The sequence below is a fragment of the Brachybacterium vulturis genome, assembly GCF_002407185.1.
GTDB classification, from domain to species: Bacteria; Actinomycetota; Actinomycetes; order Actinomycetales; family Dermabacteraceae; genus Brachybacterium; species Brachybacterium vulturis.
In genome coordinates this window covers 956512-976752 of sequence record NZ_CP023563.1, presented here as the reverse complement: position 1 = coordinate 976752, position 20241 = coordinate 956512, and the positions used below count along the sequence as shown (strand labels likewise).

General features: G+C 71.9%; 16 protein-coding genes. 10 read left to right on the top strand and 6 right to left on the bottom strand.

The genetic code is table 11. The annotated features are described in order from the left end of the window. Position 1 precedes the first annotated feature (1 nt). The 4 genes from CFK38_RS04380 to CFK38_RS04365 all read left to right on the top strand — a co-directional run bounded on the left by CFK38_RS04380 (position 2) and on the right by CFK38_RS04365 (position 5000). Positions 2-955: a carbohydrate ABC transporter permease gene (locus tag CFK38_RS04380; RefSeq protein ID WP_096801983.1), complete on the top strand. Its 954-nt coding sequence runs from the start codon at positions 2-4 to the stop codon at positions 953-955. Between the two features lie 87 nt (positions 956-1042). Further along, the gene (locus CFK38_RS04375; RefSeq protein WP_096801982.1) at positions 1043-2395 is read left to right on the top strand and encodes an extracellular solute-binding protein; all 1353 of its coding nucleotides are present in this window, start codon (positions 1043-1045) and stop codon (positions 2393-2395) included. 209 nt (positions 2396-2604) lie between these two features. Beyond that, positions 2605-3774, top strand: coding sequence for an ABC transporter ATP-binding protein (locus CFK38_RS04370; protein ID WP_245851218.1), 1170 nt, complete (start codon positions 2605-2607; stop codon positions 3772-3774). After that, the gene (locus CFK38_RS04365) at positions 3774-5000 is read left to right on the top strand and encodes an ABC transporter permease (RefSeq protein WP_245851217.1); all 1227 of its coding nucleotides are present in this window, start codon (positions 3774-3776) and stop codon (positions 4998-5000) included. The genes CFK38_RS04370 and CFK38_RS04365 overlap by 1 nt, the downstream gene beginning before the upstream one ends. A gap of 73 nt (positions 5001-5073) precedes the next feature. Here the strand turns inward: CFK38_RS04365 and CFK38_RS04360 are convergent, their stop codons facing one another. Both CFK38_RS04360 and recR read right to left on the bottom strand, forming a co-directional pair. Then, complete coding sequence (locus CFK38_RS04360; RefSeq protein ID WP_096801981.1) at positions 5074-6792, bottom strand: hypothetical protein; 1719 nt, start codon at positions 6790-6792, stop codon at positions 5074-5076. Positions 6793-6806: 14 nt separating this feature from the next. Then, on the bottom strand, positions 6807-7400 hold the full coding sequence (recR, locus tag CFK38_RS04355) for a recombination mediator RecR (RefSeq protein WP_096801980.1): 594 nt from the start codon (positions 7398-7400) through the stop codon (positions 6807-6809). Positions 7401-7564: 164 nt separating this feature from the next. On the opposite strand from recR, the gene CFK38_RS04350 reads away from it, so the two are divergent. Together CFK38_RS04350 and CFK38_RS04345 are read left to right on the top strand one after the other, a co-directional pair. Further along, positions 7565-8917 (top strand): glycoside hydrolase family 125 protein, encoded by a 1353-nt coding sequence (locus tag CFK38_RS04350; protein ID WP_096801979.1) that lies wholly within the window; start codon positions 7565-7567, stop codon positions 8915-8917. 93 nt (positions 8918-9010) lie between these two features. Beyond that, complete coding sequence (locus CFK38_RS04345; RefSeq protein WP_096801978.1) at positions 9011-9541, top strand: GyrI-like domain-containing protein; 531 nt, start codon at positions 9011-9013, stop codon at positions 9539-9541. 19 nt (positions 9542-9560) lie between these two features. Here CFK38_RS04345 and CFK38_RS04340 read toward each other — a convergent pair whose 3' ends face one another. From CFK38_RS04340 to CFK38_RS04330, 3 genes are all read right to left on the bottom strand, one after another. After that, complete coding sequence (locus tag CFK38_RS04340) at positions 9561-9875, bottom strand: hypothetical protein (protein WP_096801977.1); 315 nt, start codon at positions 9873-9875, stop codon at positions 9561-9563. A gap of 68 nt (positions 9876-9943) precedes the next feature. After that, entirely contained in the window at positions 9944-10438 is a 495-nt protein-coding gene (locus CFK38_RS04335) for a DUF2975 domain-containing protein (protein ID WP_096801976.1), read from the bottom strand. A 67-nt stretch (positions 10439-10505) separates the two neighbouring features. Beyond that, on the bottom strand, positions 10506-13814 hold the full coding sequence (locus CFK38_RS04330) for a DNA polymerase III subunit gamma and tau (RefSeq protein ID WP_096801975.1): 3309 nt from the start codon (positions 13812-13814) through the stop codon (positions 10506-10508). Positions 13815-13928: 114 nt separating this feature from the next. On the opposite strand from CFK38_RS04330, the gene CFK38_RS04325 reads away from it, so the two are divergent. The 4 genes from CFK38_RS04325 to CFK38_RS04310 all read left to right on the top strand — a co-directional run bounded on the left by CFK38_RS04325 (position 13929) and on the right by CFK38_RS04310 (position 18755). Continuing rightward, positions 13929-14339, top strand: a complete 411-nt coding sequence (locus CFK38_RS04325) for a VOC family protein (RefSeq protein ID WP_096801974.1) — start codon at positions 13929-13931, stop codon at positions 14337-14339. 158 nt (positions 14340-14497) lie between these two features. Beyond that, positions 14498-15982, top strand: coding sequence for a dicarboxylate/amino acid:cation symporter (locus CFK38_RS04320; RefSeq protein WP_096801973.1), 1485 nt, complete (start codon positions 14498-14500; stop codon positions 15980-15982). 246 nt (positions 15983-16228) lie between these two features. Further along, the gene (locus tag CFK38_RS04315) at positions 16229-17215 is read left to right on the top strand and encodes an Abi family protein (protein ID WP_096801972.1); all 987 of its coding nucleotides are present in this window, start codon (positions 16229-16231) and stop codon (positions 17213-17215) included. Between the two features lie 217 nt (positions 17216-17432). Then, the gene (locus CFK38_RS04310) at positions 17433-18755 is read left to right on the top strand and encodes an MFS transporter (RefSeq protein WP_096801971.1); all 1323 of its coding nucleotides are present in this window, start codon (positions 17433-17435) and stop codon (positions 18753-18755) included. 88 nt (positions 18756-18843) lie between these two features. Here the strand turns inward: CFK38_RS04310 and CFK38_RS04305 are convergent, their stop codons facing one another. After that, on the bottom strand, positions 18844-20214 hold the full coding sequence (locus tag CFK38_RS04305; RefSeq protein WP_096801970.1) for a TIGR01777 family oxidoreductase: 1371 nt from the start codon (positions 20212-20214) through the stop codon (positions 18844-18846). Positions 20215-20241: the final 27 nt, after the last annotated feature.

The window sequence follows — 20241 nt, the reverse complement described above, 5'->3', positions numbered from 1 at the left end:
GATGACCATCGACCCCGCACCCCGCACCGCCGCCTCAGCTCCCCCGGCGCGCTCCCCGGGCACCCCGGCCGACGGGCGCAACCCGTCCCCTCGGCCGCGAGCCCTTCCCGGCTCGCTGCTGCTGCGGCGGCTGCTCGCCCACCTCGCCACCTATCTGGTGCTCGCCGTCGCCGCAGTGCTGACGCTGGGCCCTTTCCTGTTCTCCGTGATGACGGCGTTCACCTCCACGCAGCAGTTCGCGCAGCAGGGCCCGCTGGCGATCCCGGCGCCGGCGGTGCTGGAGAACTTCCTGGGGCTGTTCACGCCGTCCGCCGGCCAGGACGGCTTCGTGACCCCGGTGGTCGTCACCGTGCAGATGGTCGCGGTGATCCTGGCGGGTCAGATGGTCTTCTCGGTCCTGGCCGCCTATGCCTTCGCCCAGCTCCGCTTCCCTGGCCGTGACCTGCTGTTCTGGGTGTACGTGGCGACGCTGATGGTGCCGCAGGTGGTGGTGGTGGTGCCGCTGTACCTGATGATGAGCGAAGTGGGGCTGCGCAACACCTTCTGGGCGCTGGTGCTGCCCTTCGTGCTCGGCTCCCCCTACGCGATCTTCCTGCTGCGGGAGAACTTCCGCGGCGTGCCCGGCGAGCTGATGGACGCGATGCGGATCGACGGCGCGGGCACCCTGCGCCTGCTGTGGCACCTGGTGGTGCCGCTGAACCGGCCGATCATCGTCACGCTCGTGCTGATCACCGTGGTCACCCACTGGAACAACTTCATGTGGCCGATGGTGATCACGTCGGGCCCCCAGTGGCGGGTGATCACGGTGGCGACCTCCGCCCTGCAGTCGCAGTACAACAACAACTGGACGCTGGTGATGGCGGGGACGACGCTGGCGATGCTGCCGCTGGTGCTGCTGATGATCGTGTTCCAGAAGCAGATCACCCGCTCCGTCGGCGACACCACGCTGCGCTGACCGGTGTCATGCGGGGACATCCGTGCCCCCATCGCCTGCGCGGATGGTTGATGATGGGACCACACGTCCCCCTGGAAGGAGCACTCCATGCTCAAGCGTCGTACTCTCCTCTCGTCCTTCGCCGCCGCCGGCCTGCTCGGCACCGCCGCGGCCTGCTCCCCCTCCAGCGACGGCGGTGACGGCGGTGCGGGCGGCAGCGACGGCGGCTCCGGCGGGGGCGCGGGCACGCTGACCTTCCGGCTCTGGGACCAGAACGCGGTGCCCGCCTACGAGGAGTCGTTCGCCGCGTTCACCGAGGCCAGCGGCTGGGACGTGACCATCGACGTGGTGCCGTGGGGTGACTACTGGACGCGCCTGCCGCTGGACGTGGCCAGCGGTGATGCGGCGGACGTGTACTGGATGAACTCCGCGAACTATGTCCAGTACAAGGACTCCGAGGCGCTGCTGGACATCAACCAGGTGATCCCCGACGGCGCCGCCCAGTGGGAGCAGTCCGTGGTGGACCTCTACACCCGCGATGGCGGCCTCTGGGGCGTCCCGCAGATCTGGGACTCGATCGCCCTGTTCTACAACACAGCACTGGTCGAGGAGGCGGGCGTGGACCCCTCGGCCCTCGCCTTCGACCCCACTGCGGAGAGCGATCCGCTGCGCGACGCCGGGACCGCGCTGACCGTCGACGGCGCCGGCAGGCACCCGGGCGAGGACGGCTTCGACGTCGACTCCCGCGAGCAGTTCGGCTTCAACTCGCAGGCCGACCGCCAGGCGATCATCGGCCCGATGCTGGCCTCCAACGGCGCCCAGTGGCAGGAGGACGACAAGTACGTCTTCGCCTCCCCCGAGGGCATCGAGGCGTTCGGGTACATGGCGGACCTGATCAACGTCGAGCACGTCGCCCCGAGCGCCGCCGACACCAATGAGAACGGCGACTTCACCCGCGACCTGTTCACCCAGGGCAAGCTCGGCCTGTTCCAGTCCGGCCCCTACAACCTGCTGCCGATCTCCGAGGGCGTGGCAGATTCCTTCGAGTGGGCGCTGGCGGCGCCGGTGGCCGGCCCGGCCGGAGCGAAGTCGCTGGTCCATGGCGTGGTCGCGGTGGGCAATGCGCAGGCCGAGACGGCCCAGCAGGCCGGTATCACCGAGCTGCTGACCTGGCTGGGCTCCAAGGAGGGGCAGCTGCCTCTGGCCGAGAAGGGCGTCGCCTTCCCCGGCCACGTGGAGGCGCAGGACGCGTTCATCTCCTTCTGGGACGAGAAGGGCGTGGACGTCAGCGTGTTCGTGGAGGCTGCGAAGAACGCCGCGGAGGCCGACACCGGCGCTCGCGCCAACGCCGGTCTGACCGCCGTGATGCCCATCTTCCAGGAGGTCTTCATCGGCCGGCTCACCGCCGAGGAGGGCATCCCGCAGGCGCAGGAGGAGGGCAACGCCGCCATGGCCGGGTGAGACCGGCCGCTGGTGCGCGGAGCCAGCGAGTGCGGGGGTCGTACACCGTCAGGTACTGGCCTCACGGCGACCTCTGCGGAGATATCGCCGTAGTCATCGCTGCCGCGCCAGTACCCGACCACGCACCTCCACCACTTCCCCACAGATCGTGCGCGGACCGTGCGCGCAGGTCCCTCCCGCGCCCGGTGCCGGCATGCCACTCTATGCACATGACACAGCACACCTCCCCGAGCGGGGGTACGGGCCGGGGTCCGCAGGAGGGCCGGAATCCGCAGGAGGGCCGGGGTCCGCAGGAGGGATATGCCGGGAACGGCTACGCCTACCGCGCCACGGGGACAGATGGCCTCGCACCGCAGCTCGCGTCCCCGCCCGGCCCCTCCGGGGGATCCGTCCCTGCCGCAGCTCCCGGGAACCCCGCTCCCCCGGGCTCCGCACCCGGAATCGTCGCCGAGCACGTCTCCCGTGCCTTCGGCAGTGTGCAGGCGGTGCTGGACCTGAGCTTCACCGCGCCGCGCGGGGCGGTGACGGCGCTGGTGGGGCCCAACGGCTGCGGCAAGTCGACGTTGATGCTGATGCTCGCCTCACTGCTGTCCCCGGACTCGGGCCGGGTGCTGATCGGCGGGGTGGATCCGGCGGTCGACTCCCCGAGCGTGCGGGCGAGCGTGGGCTGGATGCCGGACCAGTTCGGGGCCTGGGACTCCCTGCGCGTGGCGGAGGTGCTCGAGGTGGTGGCCCGCGCCTACTTCCTGCCCAGCGCACAGCGGCGCCAGCGGATCGACGACCTGCTGCACCTGATGGATCTGGACTCCCTCGCCCAGCAGCCCGCGCATGTGCTCTCCCGCGGCCAGAAGCAACGGCTGGGACTGGCCCGTGCACTGATACACGCCCCCTCGGTGCTGATCCTCGACGAGCCCGCCTCCGGGCTCGACCCCGCCTCCCGACGCCGCCTGCTGCAGGTGGTGCGATCGCTCGCGGCCACCGGGACCACCGTGCTGATCTCCAGCCACATCCTCACCGAGCTCGAGGAGATGGCCGACCACGTCGTGTTCATGGACGCCGGGCGGGTGGTGGATGCCTCGAGCGTGCGCGACCTGGCCGCTCGGCCCCGGCCCTGGCGGATCGCGTCCCTGCATCAGCAGCGGCTGGTCGAGGCGCTGAGCAGTCTCGGGGTGTTGCACGACGAGGTGCTCGGTCCGGAGCGCACCGCCTCGGGCCATGCCGAGGTGCTCGTGCAGCTGCCCGACGAGGCGACCGCCGCACGACTGCTGAGGGACCTCACCACCGCCGATGCGCAGGTGATCGGCTTCGGTCCGGCCAGCGGACGGCTCGAGGCCGCCTATCTCGCCTCGGACGCCGCCCACCGGGAAGGAGCCCTGTGATGAGCACGCCGGCGACGCCACCGAGCGGGCAGCCCGGGCCCGGCGCCCCTGCCGGTCGCCCGAGCGGGGCCGGCGGTCCCGAGGACCGCTCCTCCGCCGCGCACTCCCGCGACAACCGCTCCCCCGGGGGCCGCAGCCACGCCCTGAACGGCACCCTCGCGCTGCGCCCCCGGGGGCTGTGGCTGGTGACCTCGCTCGAGCTGCGCCAGCGGCTGCGGTCGGTGCGCTGGTACGTGGCGCTCACCGTGTGGACCCTGGTGCTGCTGGGCATCGGGGTGCTGGGACTGGCGCCGACGCTGTACACCGCGCAGTGGGACGGCCTGGAGCCGGTCGCCGCGATGATCTTCAGCCTGCAGATCATCCTGGTGCTGTTCGCGATGCTGCTGGTGGTGCCGGCGCTCTCGGCCGGGTCGATCAACGGCGACCGCACCGCGGGGACGCTCGCGACGCTGCAGGCGAGCCTGCTCAGCCCGCTGGAGATCGCGCTGGGCAAGCTGCTGGCCGGTTTCCTCACCGGTCTCGCCTTCCTGGTGCTCGCGCTGCCGTCGGTGGTGCCGATCGCGCTGCTGGGCGGGATCGGCCCGCTGTACTTCCTGCGCGTGGTGCTGGTGATCGGGCTGCTCACGCTGTGCGTGACCGCTGTCGGGCTGGGGCTCTCCGCGGTGACCCAGCGGCAGCTGGGCTCGGTGGTGCTGGCGTACGTGATCGTGTTCGGGGTGACGGTGGTGCTGCCGATCGCCTGGGGCAGCTCGGCGATCTTCCTCGAGCAGGAGCGGGAGGTCACCCGGTACAGCTCGGCCTACCTGTCCTCCGACGGTGCGGAGGCGGGGCGCTGCGTGGCGGTGACCCGCACCGACTCGGTGCCGCGGATCGATCTGAGCATGCCGCTGCTGTGGGGCAACCCGGTGGTGCTGCTGGCCGAGGCGGCCCCGCCGCTGCCCGCGGACACCTGGTACGGGGGCGGCAACGGCGAGGACCCCGATGTGCTGCGTCTGCTGAAGACGGGCGTCCGCACCGCCGCCACCATCACCCATCCGGCGCACAGCAACTTCTGCGAGCCGGGTCAGGAGGGCTATCCCGAGCATCTCGCCGAGGCCCCGGACCGGCCGGTCTGGCCGATGGGCCTGGGGCTGTGGATGATCGGCGGCGGCCTGTCCCTGGCGGTGGCGGTGTGGAGGCTCGCGGTGCCGATCCGGCGCCTGGGCGCGGGCACCCGCATCGCCTGAGGGCGGGCCCGCCGGCATCCGGGCGACGGCGCGGGCACCGGATCCGGTGCGGGCTCCGAGATCGTCCCGCCTCTCAGCGGCGGCGGTCCCGCAGCCCGCCGAGCGACTCCGGGATGCCGTGCTGCGGGGCCTCGAGCGCCGCGGGCTCCTGCCCGCCGCCGGTGAAGGCCGAGCCCTCGCCGCCGAAGTCGGGCAGGGTGCCGCGGGCGAGGTCCGCCTCGCGCACGGCGGTGTCGCCGGCTCCGGGTTCGCTGTCGTCCACCCAGAGCCGTTCGCCGGCGGTGTCGAGGTCGAAGATCTCGAGCAGCTGCGGCGCATCGGGGTCGCCTCCTGCGGCCTGGAGGCGCTTGCGCAGCGCTGCCCGCACCGCCGGGTCCTTGGCGCGATCGGCGCGGGTCCCCAGGTCGGGGGCTACCAGCGCGTACGGGCTCTCGCGCAGCATGAAATCACCGGCGGGCCCGTAGAGCACGTCCCGCAGTCCCGCGCGCATCGCGGCTTCGGCGGCCAGTCCCTGCAACGGCACGAGCACCAGCACGATCATCACGATCCACGCCCAGCTCAGGGCGGTCGCGACCTGCAGCAGGTGCAGCACCAGCGCCGCCAGGACGGCGCCCAGCAGCATCCAGCCCGCCGCGAACCAGCCGGTCAGGCCCACCACGCGGGCCTCCCAGGGATTGACCCGGGCGCGATGCGCCCACTCCTCGTAGGTGCGCTGGTCCCTGACCTGGTCACGCTGGGTCGCGGCCAGGAGCACCGAGAGCGCCGGTGACAGGGCCAGGCCCCCGAGCACCAGTGCGCAGAGCGGGGCCGCGACCGCCGGCTGCTGCCACGGCAGCGGGGAGGTCATCTGCGTCAGATCCATGCTGGCGAGTCCGGAGAGCACGGTGACCAGGTCGGTGATCGCGAAGATCGCCCAGCCGATGCCGAGCGCGGCCGGGACCACCCAGGTCAGGCTCGAGCGGGCGATGAGCCCCAGTGCGCGCAGCGCACCGCGCGGGGTGGCGGCGCCACCCAGTGCGGGGGTGCCGAGGTTCGGCGGCAGGTGCCGACGGTCCTGCGCCCGCACCTGCGCGGCGGCTGCGGCGCGCTTGTCGAGGTCGCGCTCGAGACGCGCGGTGGTGACCAGGGCTCCCGCCTCGGTGATCCCCAGCAGCGACGAGGCCGGGACGAGCCGGCGCACCAGCACCCAGGCGAGCTGGAGCGCGGCGAGCCCCAGGCACCAGGCGGACAGCGGACCGGCCCCCAGACCGGACCAGGGCTGGGTGAGGTCCAGCAGCACGGTCAGCGGCAGGAGCAGCACCACCAGGATCGGCGGGAGCATCAGCAGCGCCGTGACCCGGGTGGCCACCTCCCGCTGGAACGCGCGTTCGCTGAGGAAAAGGCGGGGCCGAAGGCCGGCGAGGAGCGAAGGGGCCAGCAGCGCCATGGGCAGACTCAGCAGCGTCGCGGCGGCCGGGACCACGAGGAAGGCCGTGCCCAGTCCGGAGGGGGTGAAGCCCAGGCTCATGATCGCGGCGTCCAGGAAGCTCGGGTCACCGAGCGCGGCCAGGAGCGAGAAGAACCAGAACGCGGGTGAGGCGCCGGAGACGTACAGCATCAGCAGCAGGTACCACAGGCCCAGCAGCACCAGGCCCGGCGCCCACAGGATCCGCAGCAGCCGCCGCCGGATCGCGGCCTTGGACTCGGCGATGATCTCTCCCGGCGGCACCAGGGAGCTGGAGTCCCGGGGCAGCTGCTGCGGCGGGGGCAGCTCTCGCAGCGGCGGCAGGGGGCGGGCGTGCGGCGAGGTCATCGAGGGGGTCCCGCTCAGACGGAGCGTCGACCCAGGAACGCGCGGCCCAGGGTCATCTCGTCGGCGTAGTCGAGGTCGCCGCCGACGGGCAGTCCGGAGGCGAGGCGGGTGACGGTGAGCTCGAGCGGGCCCAGCAGGCGCGAGAGGTAGGCGGAGGTGGCCTCGCCCTCGATGTTCGGATCCAGCGCCAGGATCACCTCCTGGGTCTCGCCCGAGCCGAGGCGGCTCATCAGCTGGGTGATGCGCAGGTCGTTGGGGCCGACGCCGCCGATCGGGTCGATGGCGCCGCCGAGCACGTGGTAGCGGCCCTTGAACTCGCGGATCTTCTCGATCGCGACGATGTCCTTGGACTCCTCGACCACGCAGATCACCTCGTCGGTGCGGCGGGGATCGGTGCAGATGCGGCAGCGTTCGTCGGCCGAGACGTTCCCGCAGATCTCGCAGAAGCGCACCGTGTCCTTGACCTGGACGAGCACCTCCGCGAGTCGGCGCACGGCGGCGTCGTCGGCGTCCAGCAGATGGAATGCGATCCGCTGCGCCGACTTGGGGCCGATGCCCGGCAGCCTGCCGAGCTCGTCGATGAGGTCCTGGACGATGCCTTCGTACACGGCCTCAACTGTAGTTGTCCGCACCGACCGGCGACGCCTGCGGGCTCTCCACTGTGAGCGGATCCCGAGTGAGCTGTTCCCGCCCGGAGCCGGATACAGTGTGCTCCGACCACGCCGGCCCCCGTCCCGGGGCGTCCGGCAGCCCGACCTCGCTGAGGAGTGACGTGGCCACACTGCCCTCCCCCCTGCTCGACGCGGTCCACGACCGCGTCCTGACCGGCCTCGCCGACCTCGTCGGCCCTGACCACGCCCTCGCGGAGGAGATCGCCGGCCGCGTGGTCGGCTACCTGCGCAACACCGCCGAGACCACGGTGAGCGTCGAGGAGGACGGCACCACCTTCGTGATCACCGGGGACATCCCCGCCATGTGGCTGCGGGACTCGGCCGCGCAGCTCACGCCGCTGCTGCGACTGGTGGCGGGCGGGGTCGGCGCCGACGAGGACCGGGCGGTGCTGGTCTCGCTGCTCAGCGGGCTGCTGCGCCGTCACTGGCAGTACCTCGAGATCGACCCCTACGCCAACGCCTTCAACCGTCTCCCCGACTCCTCGCACTGGGACGAGGACGAGACGGAGTTCGAGAACCCCTGGGCGTGGGAGCGCAAGTTCGAGCTCGACTCGCTCTCCTACGGACCGGATCTGGCGTGGCGGCTGTGGCGCGCGACCGGGGACACCTCCTGGATGGATGAGCGGTTCCTGCCCGCGGCGCGGGCGATCCTCGCCACCGTCGCGACCGAGCAGCATCATGAGGAGCGCTCGCAGTACCTCTTCCGCCGCACGGGCGTGCCCTCCCAGGACACCCTCGCCCGCGATGGTCGCGGCTCCCTGACCGCCGCGAACGGGCTGGTGTGGGCGGGTTTCCGTCCCTCGGACGATGCCTGTGAGCTGGGATACAACATCCCGGGCAACCATTTCCTGGCCCTCGCGCTGGAGCGGCTGGCCGAGCTGCTCGAGCAGGTCGCCGGCGCTGCGGACGAGGCGGCCGAGGCGCGTCTGCGGGCCGCCGAGATCCGTTCGGCGCTGCGTGAGCATGCGCTGATCGACGGCCCCGAGGGGCAGCCGATCTGGGCGTACGAGATCGATGGCCGCGGCGAGCACCGCTTCCTGGACGACGCGAACGTGCCCAGCCTGCTGTCGCTGCCCTACCTGGGCTGCGCCGACGTCGAGGACCCGGTGCAGGTGGCGACCCGCGCCGCCGTCCTGTCACGGCACAACCCGTACTACTACGCGGGCCTGTTCCTGGAGGGCGTCGGCTCCCCGCACACGCCGAAGGACCATGTCTGGCCGATCGCGAAGTCCATCGAGGGTCTCACCACCGCGGACCGTGAGGAGAAGCTGCGCATCCTGCACCAGCTGATCCGCACCGACGGCGGCACCGGGATGATGCACGAGGGCGTCCACGTCGATGAGCCGACGACGTTCACCCGGGAGTGGTTCTCCTGGTCGAACTCGATGTTCTGCGAGCTGGCCCTCGACCTCGCCGGAGTGGGCCGCGACCTGCACGTCCCGCCTGCGGGCTGAGCAGTGGCGGCACCGGGATGGGCGCGGTACCGTCAGGGCGGGCCGCTGCTCCCCGGCGCGGCCCGTCGTCGACTCTGAACAGGACGTGGACCGATGCCGTCGATGCCGCCTCCCTATGACGCCGCGGAGCCGGCCGCCGGATGCCAGGTGGCCCAGGCGCCCGAGGTGCCCACTGCCGTCGTCATCCAGCACAACTTCCCGATGCACGAGATGACGTCCCTGATGGACGGGACCTTCACGCATCTGGCCACGGCGCTGCAGGGGGTGGGGATCGGCCTGATCGGTCCGGCGTTCGCGCTGCATCATCGCGCCCCGGTCTCCACCGCTGATCTGGAGGTGGGCTTCCCGATCGACGCGCCGCTGACCGCGCCCCTCACCCTGCCGGGCGGGTTCGAGGTGACGGCATCCGTGCTGCCGGCCGGCCGGGTGGCCTGGACCTCGCACCTGGGCGGATACGGCGGGCTCGCCGAGAAGTGGGGCGCCTTCACCGAGGACATCGGTGAGTCCGAGGAGCAGATGACCTACCCGTTCTGGGAGTTCTACGTGACCCCGCCCTCGCCGGACGTCAACCCGGCGACGCTGCGCACCGATCTGTTCAGCCTGCTCGAGCCGCGCGCGGCCTGAGCGCCGGGTCCTCGGCAGGTCATGCCCGAGGGACGTCGCGGTCCTCGTCGTTCCACAGCGTCACGGTCACGGTCCGCGAGGCATCCTCCGGCGCCGCACCCCACAGGAGCAGCAGCGTGCCGTCCGGGGTCTCGGCGAACACCTCCGACGGGTCCCCGCCCGCATGCTCGCGCGCCCATCCGATGACCTCCGCGACCGAGTCGGCCTCGGTCAGCCACCAGTCGGAGGTTCGCCACTGCTCGTGCGGCCGCTCCACCTGCACCCATACCCGCACCAGATATCGGTCGGGAGAACCGACGTCGCTGAACGGTTCGAGACATGCTGAGACGTCCATCGTGCGCTCCTGGTCTGTCAGCCCCTGCCGTGCAGGACATCGGGACACACCCTAGCTGCGGATCGCCGTCACACCACCTCGTCCAGTTCAGCGCGCATGAGGATGGCGCTCTTCAACAGCGACCGCAGCACGAGGGTGATGCATGCCAGGGCGAGGAGGGTGAGGCAGGCCATCGCCTGGATGAGCGCGACGAACGGGCTGCCCGCCTGCCCGTTGCTGATCACGAAGAACCCCACCACGATCAGCACGACGGCACCTGCGAGGGTGGCCACGAGCAGATCGACCCGGAGCAGGGAGGATCGCGTCAGCACGCTCCCGCCGTAGACGCGGCGCACGAGCGGCGCGACCATCGTGAGCGCGAGCAGGCCCAGAATCGTGACGGCGTTCGCCACGGCGAGCAGCGGGCCACGAAGGTCCGCGTACTCGGGAAGGCGTGCGGCGACGTCCGCGGAGACGCCGGGAAGCAGTGCGAGCGCGCCGAGCCCGACGATGAACAGAGCCCCCAGAAGCACTTCCGCGATGACGACAAGCGTGAGCGGGGGGCGGGGAAGTTCCAGATCCATGCGTCGAGTATCGATAGGTATCTATCGAAAGTCAATAAGTGCGGTGGTCGCGTCCACGTGTCCGCGGCTAGTGGCTGCGGTTCTCGTCGATGATCTCGAGGACCTTGCCGCCGAGCAGCTTCTCGACGACCTCGCGACCGTTGCGGGTGGCGACCACCGCGTCCTCGTCGTCGCGCGTCGCCCCACCGGTGGGGTCGAGGTCCGCCGCCGGTTCCGCGCGTGCGCCGCCGCGCGGCCCACCGACGCGGTGGCCGGCATCGCGGGAGGCCTGCGCCGCCTCGCGCACCAGCGCGGCACCGCTGCGGGGGGCGGGCGGCGCCATGCTGGAGGGCGCAATGGTGGACGGCGCAGCAGTCGAGGATCCAGCAGTCGAGGATCCAGCAGTCGACGATCCAGCGGTCGAGGGTGCAGCGGTCGACGGCGACGCCGCCGACCATGAGGTCGCCGCCGCGGGCGATCCCTCTGCGGGGCTGCTCGCGGGTGGTGGCTGCGAGGTGGGGCCGCTCTCGCCAGGGGCGGTGCCCTCGGGGACGGTGGCCGCGGTCCCCCAGGACGCGGCGGCGCGGGCGGCCGCAGAGGTTCCCGGCCCGGGCGCCGCTGGTGCGGCGCCGGCCGAGGCCTCACCCGCGCTGCGGCGCTCTGCGGGGCGGGAGCGGACGACGCGGCCCTCGGCGATCGCGCGACGCAGCGCGCTCTGTCCGTAGGTGCGGGATTCCTCGGGCGGGAGGCTGTCCCGGCCCTCGTCGTCCACCTCGGCGGGCTCCCCGTGCGGAGTTCGGCCGGGTGCGGCCGTCGCGGCGCCTGAGGCCGCAGCCCCGCCGGTCGCCGTCGGCTCGGAGCTGCCGGCAGGGGCAGCCGGACCGGTTCTTGCCGCAGCTGCCGCCGAGCCTCCGGAGCGCTCGTCGGCCCCGGTCAGGGCGTCGGACCAGCGCGCACCGCTCGCCGGTGCGGCCGCTGCGCCATCTGCAGCGCCGGTCGGCTGCAGGGTCCGGGGCTGATAGTCGTCCTGGGGGTCCGGCGGGAAGGGATCGTCGGGCTCCGGTGGGAAGTCCTCGATCCGCTCGGCCGATGGACCGGGACGACCGGTCCGGGCGGCCCGCTCCGCAGCCCGCATCGCCCGCTCGGAGGCCCGCTGACCCGCGGACTCTGCAGGAGGCTGCTCGGGACCGGGGGCGGGTGCGGGCTCGCGCGGGGTCATCGCGGGGACGGCATCGCCCCAGCGGACGGGTGCCGCCTGCTCGGGACGGCCGGGGGCTCCCCCGGCCTGCGGAACCACCGCATGGGCCTCGGCGGCCCGCCCGCTCTGCTCCGGGCCGGGAGCAGAGGCGTCGGCCGCACTGCTGTCGACGGGGCGACCAGCTCCGCCTGCTCCGCCGGACGGTGCCGGGCCACCGCTCGCAGGGCCGCCACCACCGGCCGCGCTGCCGGGCCCGGGCGCCACGGGGCCCGCGGCACCGGGCCCCGCGGCCCCTCCGCCGTGGCCACCGGCACCGGGGCTGGGGGCACTGCCGGAGCCGGGGCCGGGGTCGTCCCCGACCACGGCCTCGATGGTGACCTCGAGGTGCATGATGCGACGCACCGCATCGGCCAGGTTCTGTGCGGCGGTGCCGCGATGGAAGGCGCTGACCAGGCCCTCGGTGCGGAACCCGATCACCAGCGTGCTGCCGTGCACGCCGTTGACGTGGCCGTTCTGGGAGATCAGCGCCCAGCTGGGCCGACGGATCTGCTGCAGCTCGTCCAGGATCGCGGACCAGTGGCCCCGCACCTGATCGGCATCGATCCCACCGCTCGCCGAGGGCTGCGCTGCGGCCTCCTGCGATGGGGCCGGTGCAGCCGAGCCCTGCTCTGCGGCTGCCGGCGCCGCGGGACGCTGCGGAGCGCCCTGCTGTGCAGCCTCCCCCCATGGCGTCTGCTCCGGCGGTGCCGCGGCAGGCTCCGCCGGCGCCGCCGGGGCGCTCGACGTCGGCGCGGCCCCCTGCGCTGCCGGGGCGCTCGACGTCGGCGCGGTCCCCTGCGCTGCCGGCGCTGCCCTCTGCTGCTCGGGCGCAGGAGGCTGTGCGACGGTGTGAGCGGGCGCCGCCGCCGCACCGCCGCGGGCCTGCCGTGCGGCCTCGACCTTCTCCTGCGCGATGCGTCGCGCCTGGTCACGGGCTTCCGATGCCCCGGACGGAGCACCCTGAGGCGGCGCCGCACCGGGCTGCCCACCGCCGGTGGGTGCACCGCCGCGCTGAGCGACGGCCGGAGCGGGGGCACCGGCCGCAGCCAGCGCGGCCCGCTCATCGCGCAGCACCAGGCGCGCCGCGAGCAGCTCGAGATGCAGCCTGGGCGAGGTCGCGCCGCTCATCGTCGACAGGGTCTCATGGACCAGGTCGCCGCACTGCGAGAGATCCGCGGGGGCGAACAGCGCCGCCTGGCCGCGCATGCTCTCGAGCTCGTCGGCCGGGACCTGCGGCAGCAGGTCGGCGCCGCGATCCGGCACGGCGGCGAGCACGATCAGGTCACGCATCCGCTCCAGCAGGTCCTCGACGAAGCGCCGCGGCTCGTGACCGGTGGCCAGCACGTGCTCGACCGCCGCGTACAGAGCGGCCGCATCCCGCTCGGCGACCGCAGTGACGGCGGTGTCCAGCAGTGCGGTGTCGGTGAAGCCCAGCAGTGCGATCGCGGTCGGGAAGTCCAGGCCCTCGTCCCCGGCGCCGGCCATCAGCTGGTCCAGCACGGACATCGAGTCGCGAGCGGAGCCGCCGCCGGCGCGCACCACCAGCGGCATCACGCCCTCACCGACCTGCACGCCCTCGGCCGCGCAGACCTCCTCGAGGTAGGGGCCCAGCACCTGCGGCGGGATCAGCCGGAAGGGGTAGTGGTGGGTGCGCGAGCGGATGGTGCCGATGACCTTGTCCGGCTCGGTGGTCGCGAAGACGAACTTCACGTGCTCGGGCGGTTCCTCGACCAGCTTCAGCAGGGCGTTGAACCCGGCGGAGGTCACCATATGGGCCTCGTCGATGATGAACACCTTGAAGCGGTCGCGCACGGGGGCGAAGGACGCCCGCTCGCGCAGCTCGCGGGCATCGTCCACGCCGCCGTGGCTGGCGGCGTCGATCTCCACCACGTCGAGACTGCCCGCGCCGCCGTTGGCGAGGTCACGGCAGGAATCACAGTCACCGCACGGGACATCCGTCGGCCCCTGGGCGCAGTTCAGACAGCGCGCGAGGATGCGCGCCGAGGTGGTCTTGCCACAGCCGCGCGGACCCGAGAACAGGTAGGCATGGCCGATCCGTCCCGCGCGCAGCGCACGCCGCAGGGGCGTGGTGACATGGTCCTGGCCGATCACTTCGGCGAAGGACTCCGGGCGGTAACGACGATACAGAGCGGTGGCCACCCCGACAGGCTAGTCGAGGGCGCCGACGCTCCCCACCGCTGTGGATGCACCGACCCTGTGGAGGAGCCGCAGATTCCGGTTGCCCCGGCCGCACGGCCCGCGAACACTGGCTCCATGAGCATCTTCGTCTCCCACACCAGCATCGACTGCCACGACGCGTACTCCCTCAGCGAGTGGTGGCGGACGGTCCTGGACTACACGACCGACCCCGAGGATCCGAACCTGCCCGGGCACGAGGAATGTGCGATCTTCGATCCGGCCAGCGGCCACACCCTGCTGTTCCTCGAGGTGCCCGACCAGCAGCTGCCCGCCAAGCGCATCCATCTCGACGTGCGCCCGCGCGAGCGCCCCCAGGAGGAGGAGATCCGCTGGCTGCAGCAGCAGGGCGCCACCCCGGTCGCAGACCACCGCGGCCAGTACGGCCCCGGGACCGGATGGCTGACCATGGCGGACCCCGAGGGCAATCAGTTCTGCGTGCTCAAGTCGCCGTCCGAGCGCGCGGCATTCCTCGCCGCGAACGACTGACGGACGGCGGGACGGCCCGTCGGCGCAGCGCCGTCGCACCGCCGCGACGCAGATCCCAAGCACGACGATGAACCCCCGATGAACCTATAAGAAGAATTGATGTGATCCCTAAGCACTGGTGTTGAAAGCGGGATGGCGGCGGCGTAGCGTCCTCTCCCGTGAGCATCTCCACTTCCTCCCCCACGGCCACCCCGGCCCGGCGCAACCCGCTGCGCGCCATCGTCGGCATCCCCTTCGGCTGGCAGGTCCTGATCGGCCTGATCCTCGGCGTGATCCTCGGCCTCGTCGCCGCCCAGATCGGCCCGGTCCCGGGCGCCGGCGAGGACGGCGGTGACGGCGCGAACTGGCTGACCACCACCCTGCAGACCATCGGCTCGATCTTCGTGACGCTGCTGAAGGCACTGGTCCCGCCGCTGATCTTCCTCGCGATCGTCACCTCGATCGCCAACCTCCGCAACGTCACCAACGCCGCGCGCCTGGCCTGGAAGACCCTGCTCTGGTTCGCGATCACCGCCCTGATCGCGGTCTCGATCGGCATCGCCCTCGGCGCCGTGACCTCCCCCGGCGCGAACTCCGGGGTCACGGCCGACGCCGCGAAGGCCTCGGACACCCAGGGCGGCTGGATGGACTTCCTGAACGGTCTGGTCCCCTCGAACTTCCTGGGCATCAGCGGCTCCGCAGGCGATGACGGCTCCGTCTCCCTCAGCTTCAACGCCCTGCAGATCCTCGTCATCTCGATCGCCGTGGGCATCGCGGTGCTCTCCATCGGCGACAAGGCCGAGCCGTTCCTGAGGTTCACCGGCTCCGCCCTGGAGATCGTGCAGAAGCTGCTGTGGTGGGTCATCCGCCTCGCCCCCATCGGCACCGTCGGCCTGCTCGGCAACGCCGTGGCCAGCTACGGCTGGGACGCGATCGGCTCGCTCGGCGTGTTCGTGGCCGACGTCTACATCGGCATGGCGATCGTGCTGCTGGTGGTCTACCCGGTGCTGCTGAAGCTCAACGGCCTCTCCATCGGGTCCTTCTTCCGCGGCGTGTGGCCCGCGACCTCGCTCGGCTTCGTCTCCCGCTCCTCGCTGGGCACGATGCCGATGACCAAGTCCGTCACCGAGCGCATGGGCGTGCCCAGCCACTACGCCTCCTTCGCGGTCCCGCTGGGCGCGACCACCAAGATGGACGGCTGCGCCGCGATCTACCCGGCCCTGGCCGCGATCTTCGTCGCGAACTTCTACGGGGTGCCGCTGGGCATCACCGACTACCTGCTGATCGTGCTGGTCTCGGTGCTCGGCTCCGCCGCGACCGCCGGCATGACCGGCGCCACCGTGATGCTCACCCTCACCCTGTCCACGCTGGGCCTGCCCCTGGAGGGCGTGGGCCTGCTGCTGGCGATCGACCCCATCCTGGACATGGGCCGCACCGCCCTGAACGTCACCGGCCAGGCGCTGGTGCCCGTGATCGTCGCCAAGCGCGAGAAGATCCTGGACCGTCCCGCGTACGACGCGGCCCGTCGGACCTCCTTCCAGGCGATCCAGGCCGAGCAGGCGCGGGAGGCCGAGGACCTGGCCGACGTCGACGCACCTGCGGTCGCGGCCGGTACCACACACTCCGCCGACGGCGACCGGGAGGCACAGCCCGCCACCGCCTGACCCCGAAGGACACCGATGTCCTCCCGCCACGATCGAGCGAACCTCTCGACAGTGGCGGGAGGATGTCGCCCATCGATGACCTCATCACCGAAAGAGCGATAAGCGAAACCACCAGCCTGTCCGGTTCTACTCATCACTGAGCGGCGCGAGAACGGCTTGTGCTACGGTGACCTCACTACATCCCCCACGCCTCTCGCAGAAGCGCACTTGGGGGATTTTCTTCGTCTCGACCACGGAGGATCACCGATGATTCGCTCCGCGCGGCCTCGCGGGTCACTCACCTTCGACAAGCCACCCCTCACACACGGCGAGCTGGTCGATCGAATGATCGATCGCGGCCTTCGGGTCCCGGAGCCTGCGAGGGCAGCAAGATACTTGCGACACATCGGCTACTACCGGCTCTCGCCCTACGCCATCCCCTTCCAGCAAGACGGGTCCGACCATCTTTTTCGGGCAGGGGCATCCTTCGACGATCTGCTCGATCTCTATGTGTTCGACCGCACTCTGCGTCTGCTGGTCATGGATGCACTCGAACGGGTGGAAGTCGCCGTTCGCGCGGCCCTCACGGACCACATGTCGACCATTCACGACGACTCGCACTGGTATACGGATAGTTCGCACTTCCATCACTCGGGTCGTCACGTCACGCTCATGAGAATCGTTCGAGACACCTGCGATGCACGCCTACGCGGTTCTCCTGACGCCGGCGAAGACTCGCTCGTCCACGGCGCTGCTCTCGAGCACTACCTCACGACGTACGACGTGCCTGAGCTCCCTCCGTCGTGGCTCATGGTGGAGACTCTTTCGATCGGGCAGCTCAGCAGTTTGTACCGGAATCTCCGACTCCGCTCTGATCGGACCGCGGTGGCCAAGAGCATCGGCCTGACGGCACCGGTACTGGAGTCCTGGATGGGTACGTATGTCCGCGTACGTAACGTCTGCGCGCACCACGGGCGGCTCTGGAACCTCGGTCTGGGTACCTACCCAGCGATCCCGGCCTCGTCCTCGATCTCGTGGCTGGAGAGTTCGAGCGCGCTGCCGGATCGTTCGAGGAAGCGTCTGTACCCGGTCCTGATATCGCTCCAGTCGGTGCTCAACGTGGTCTCCCCGCGAAGCAGCTGGGCGCGCAGGCTCCATCAGTTGCTCAGCGGGCGCCCACACATGAACCTCGCCGGGATGGGGGTCCCCGAGAACTGGGCAGACGATGACTTCTGGAGGCGGCACATATCCTGACCGCGGATCGGCCTTCGTGGAGGTGCGGCGAGCTCAGATCCCTGATCCCCGGCTCGTGAATCCGCGCACCACCGGGCTCCCGACCCTGGCCGCCGGACCCGGCACCTCGTAGACTGGGCCCGTCAGACCGGCCCGGCTCCACGGGCCACCCGCAGTGCATCTACCTCGGGTCCACGGTGTGGATCGTCCAAGGCGGCACCCACCGTCCGGAGCAATGATGAGCACTCAGCAGACATCCCTCGCACCGCAGCAGGGCAGCACCCTGTTCCGCGCCGCCGGCCCCGCCTACTTCCCCATCGCCTTCATCGCCCGCTTCCCCTTCGCGATGATGGTGGTCGGCACTCTCACCCTCGTCGTCTCGGCCCGTGAGTCGATCGCGCTGGGCGGGCTGAACTCGGCGGTCGTCGGCCTCGGCGCCGCCCTCATCGGTCCCCTGCTCGGCGCCGCCGCCGACCGGATCGGCCAGCGCCGGGTCATCCTCGTCTCCGGGATCGTGAACTCCCTGGCCCTGCTCGCGATGGCAGCGATCGCCTTCAGCTCGCTGCCCGACCTGGCCGTGCTCGCCGTCGGCTTCCTGATCGGCGCCTCCTCCCCGCAGATCGGCCCGTTCTCCCGCACTCGGCTGGTCCAGCTGATCCTCACGAAGCTGCCCCCTGCCCGTCGGTCGCACAGCCTCGACGGCACCATGGGCTACGAATCCGCGGCCGACGAGACCGCCTTCGTGTTCGGGCCCCTGGTGGTGGGCCTGCTGGCGACCACGCTGAACCCGGCCGCCCCCATGATCGGTGCCGCGGTGCTGACGCTGGTGTTCGTCACCGCCTTCGCCCTGCACCCCACCGCGCAGGTCGCCGTCCCGACCACCGAGGAGCCCGCCATCCAGGCCCCGGCCCGGGAGCTGCGCTCCCTCCGGGTGCTGGTGGTGGTCGCCGGCGCGCTCGGGGTCGGCCTCTTCTTCGGCACCGTGCTGACCTCGCTGACGGCCTTCCTCGCCGACTCCGCTCGCGGCGACTCCGCCGGGCTGGTCTACGGCGTGATGGGCATCGGCTCCACGATCCTCGCCCTCAGCATCACCCTGTTCCCGGGGCGGTTCCGGCTGTTCGCGCGCTGGCTGGTGTTCTCCTCCCTGATGCTCGCGGCCATGATCGGCTTCGGGCTGGCCGGCGGGCTCACCGGACTGATCTGGGCGATGGCGATCGCCGGCATCGGCATCGGGCCGACGATCGTGACCCTGTTCAGCCTGGCCGCGGAGCGCTCACCGCAGGGTCGCTCGGCGACCGTGATGACGATGCTGGGCTCGGCCACGATCGTCGGCCAGTCCGCCGCCTCGGCCCTGACCGGCGCGGTCGCCGAGAGCGCCGGTTCCCAGGTCGCGATGTGGCTGCCGGTCGGTGCGGCCGCGCTCGTGATGCTCGCCGCCGTGGTGAACGCACTCGCGTGCCGTAAGCCGGCCACCGCCGCTCCGGACGGGCACGAGCTCGGCGACGCGGAGGTCCGGGCGGAGGCGCGGGCGCTCACCGAGCTGCCCACCGAGCACCTCTGATATGTAGGCCCCGCCTCGGACGGCTCTGCAGGGAGCGGCTCTGCAGCGAGCGGCACCGCGGTGGAGGTCTCAGGGTCAGGGCCCGGGCCTACCGCCGCAGCACGTGGCGCAGTGTCTCCTCGAGGGTGCGGTGGGCCGGCTCGAAGCCGCTGGCCCGCAGGCGGGAATCGGAGACCTCCTGATCGGTGCGGATCAGCTCGTCCGCAGCGGCGCCGCCCAGCACCATCCGCGGGCCGAGCGGCGGCACCGGCAGCAGGGAGGGCCGGCGCAGCACCCTCCCGAGGGTGCGGGCGAACTCGCGGGCGTCCACCGGCTGCGGGCCGACCCCGTTGACCGGCCCGTGCAGCTCGGCGCTGAGAGCGGCATGGGCGAAGGTGCGCACGATGTCATCGAGCGAGATCCATGAGGTCATGGCGCCGGCATCGTTGAGCCGGCCGCCCACCCCGGCCAGGAACAGCGGCAGCTGGGGCAGCAGCGGCCCGCCGCCGTCCGTCAGCGCCATCCCGGTGCGCACCTGGGCGACCCGCACCCCGGCCTCGGCGGCGGCGTGGGTCGAGCCCTCCCAGTCACGGACCAGGTCGGCGAGGAAACCCTCCCCGCCGCCGTCCGCCTCGGTGAGCAGCTCACCCGGGCGGCGCGGGCCGTAGACGCCGATGGCGGAGGCCTGGACGAGAGCGGAGGGGCCCTCGCGCACGCCGGCGAGGGTGCGGGAGATCAGCGCGGTGCCGTTGACACGCGAGTCGCGGATCTCGCGTCGGGTCGTGGGGGTCCACCGGGTCGCGATCGAGCGACCGGCGAGGTTCACGACCACGTCCACGCCCTCGAGGTCGGCCGGATCCAGCTGACCGGCCTTCGGGTCCCAGGAGATCTCGCCCGGCCCCACCTGGTCCTCGCGGACCATCCGCCGCACCGTGTGCCCCCCGGTCTCGAGCAGCGCCGCGAGCTGGGTGCCGATCAGTCCCGAGGAGCCCGTGATCGCGATGGTGCGGCGCGGCAGGTGCGCCGAGCGGGCATGGAAGGCGAGGTCGTCGCGCAGCTGCCGCTCCCGGAAACCGAGCAGGCGGCGCACCTGCGACTCGACCAGCGGCGCCAGGCGCGCCAGTCCGCGCGGCAGCTCCAGCTCGATGCTGTCGTGGATCGCGGTGCCCGTGCCGTCGGCCTCGATGCTGTGCTCGTGGCGCCAGGTGCGGAAGGGGCCGCGCACCTGCTGGTCCACGAATCGGCCCGGCGAGTCGTGCTCGAGATGGCGCAGGGTCCAGTGCGGCCGCAGGGCGGTGGGCAGCATCGGCGGACCGAGGTGCGCGGTGACCAGACGGCCGGCCTGCATGCCGCCCTCGGCGGGGGCGTCCGCGGAGGCGAGACCCGGCGGGGTGAGCCGCACCAGGGCGCCGGGCCGGTCGTGCCAGCCCCGGACCGCCTCCGGCGCATGGGGAAGATGGGTCGTCGAGCGGATCCTCATGGGTCCCCCTGGAGGCCGGAGCTGAGT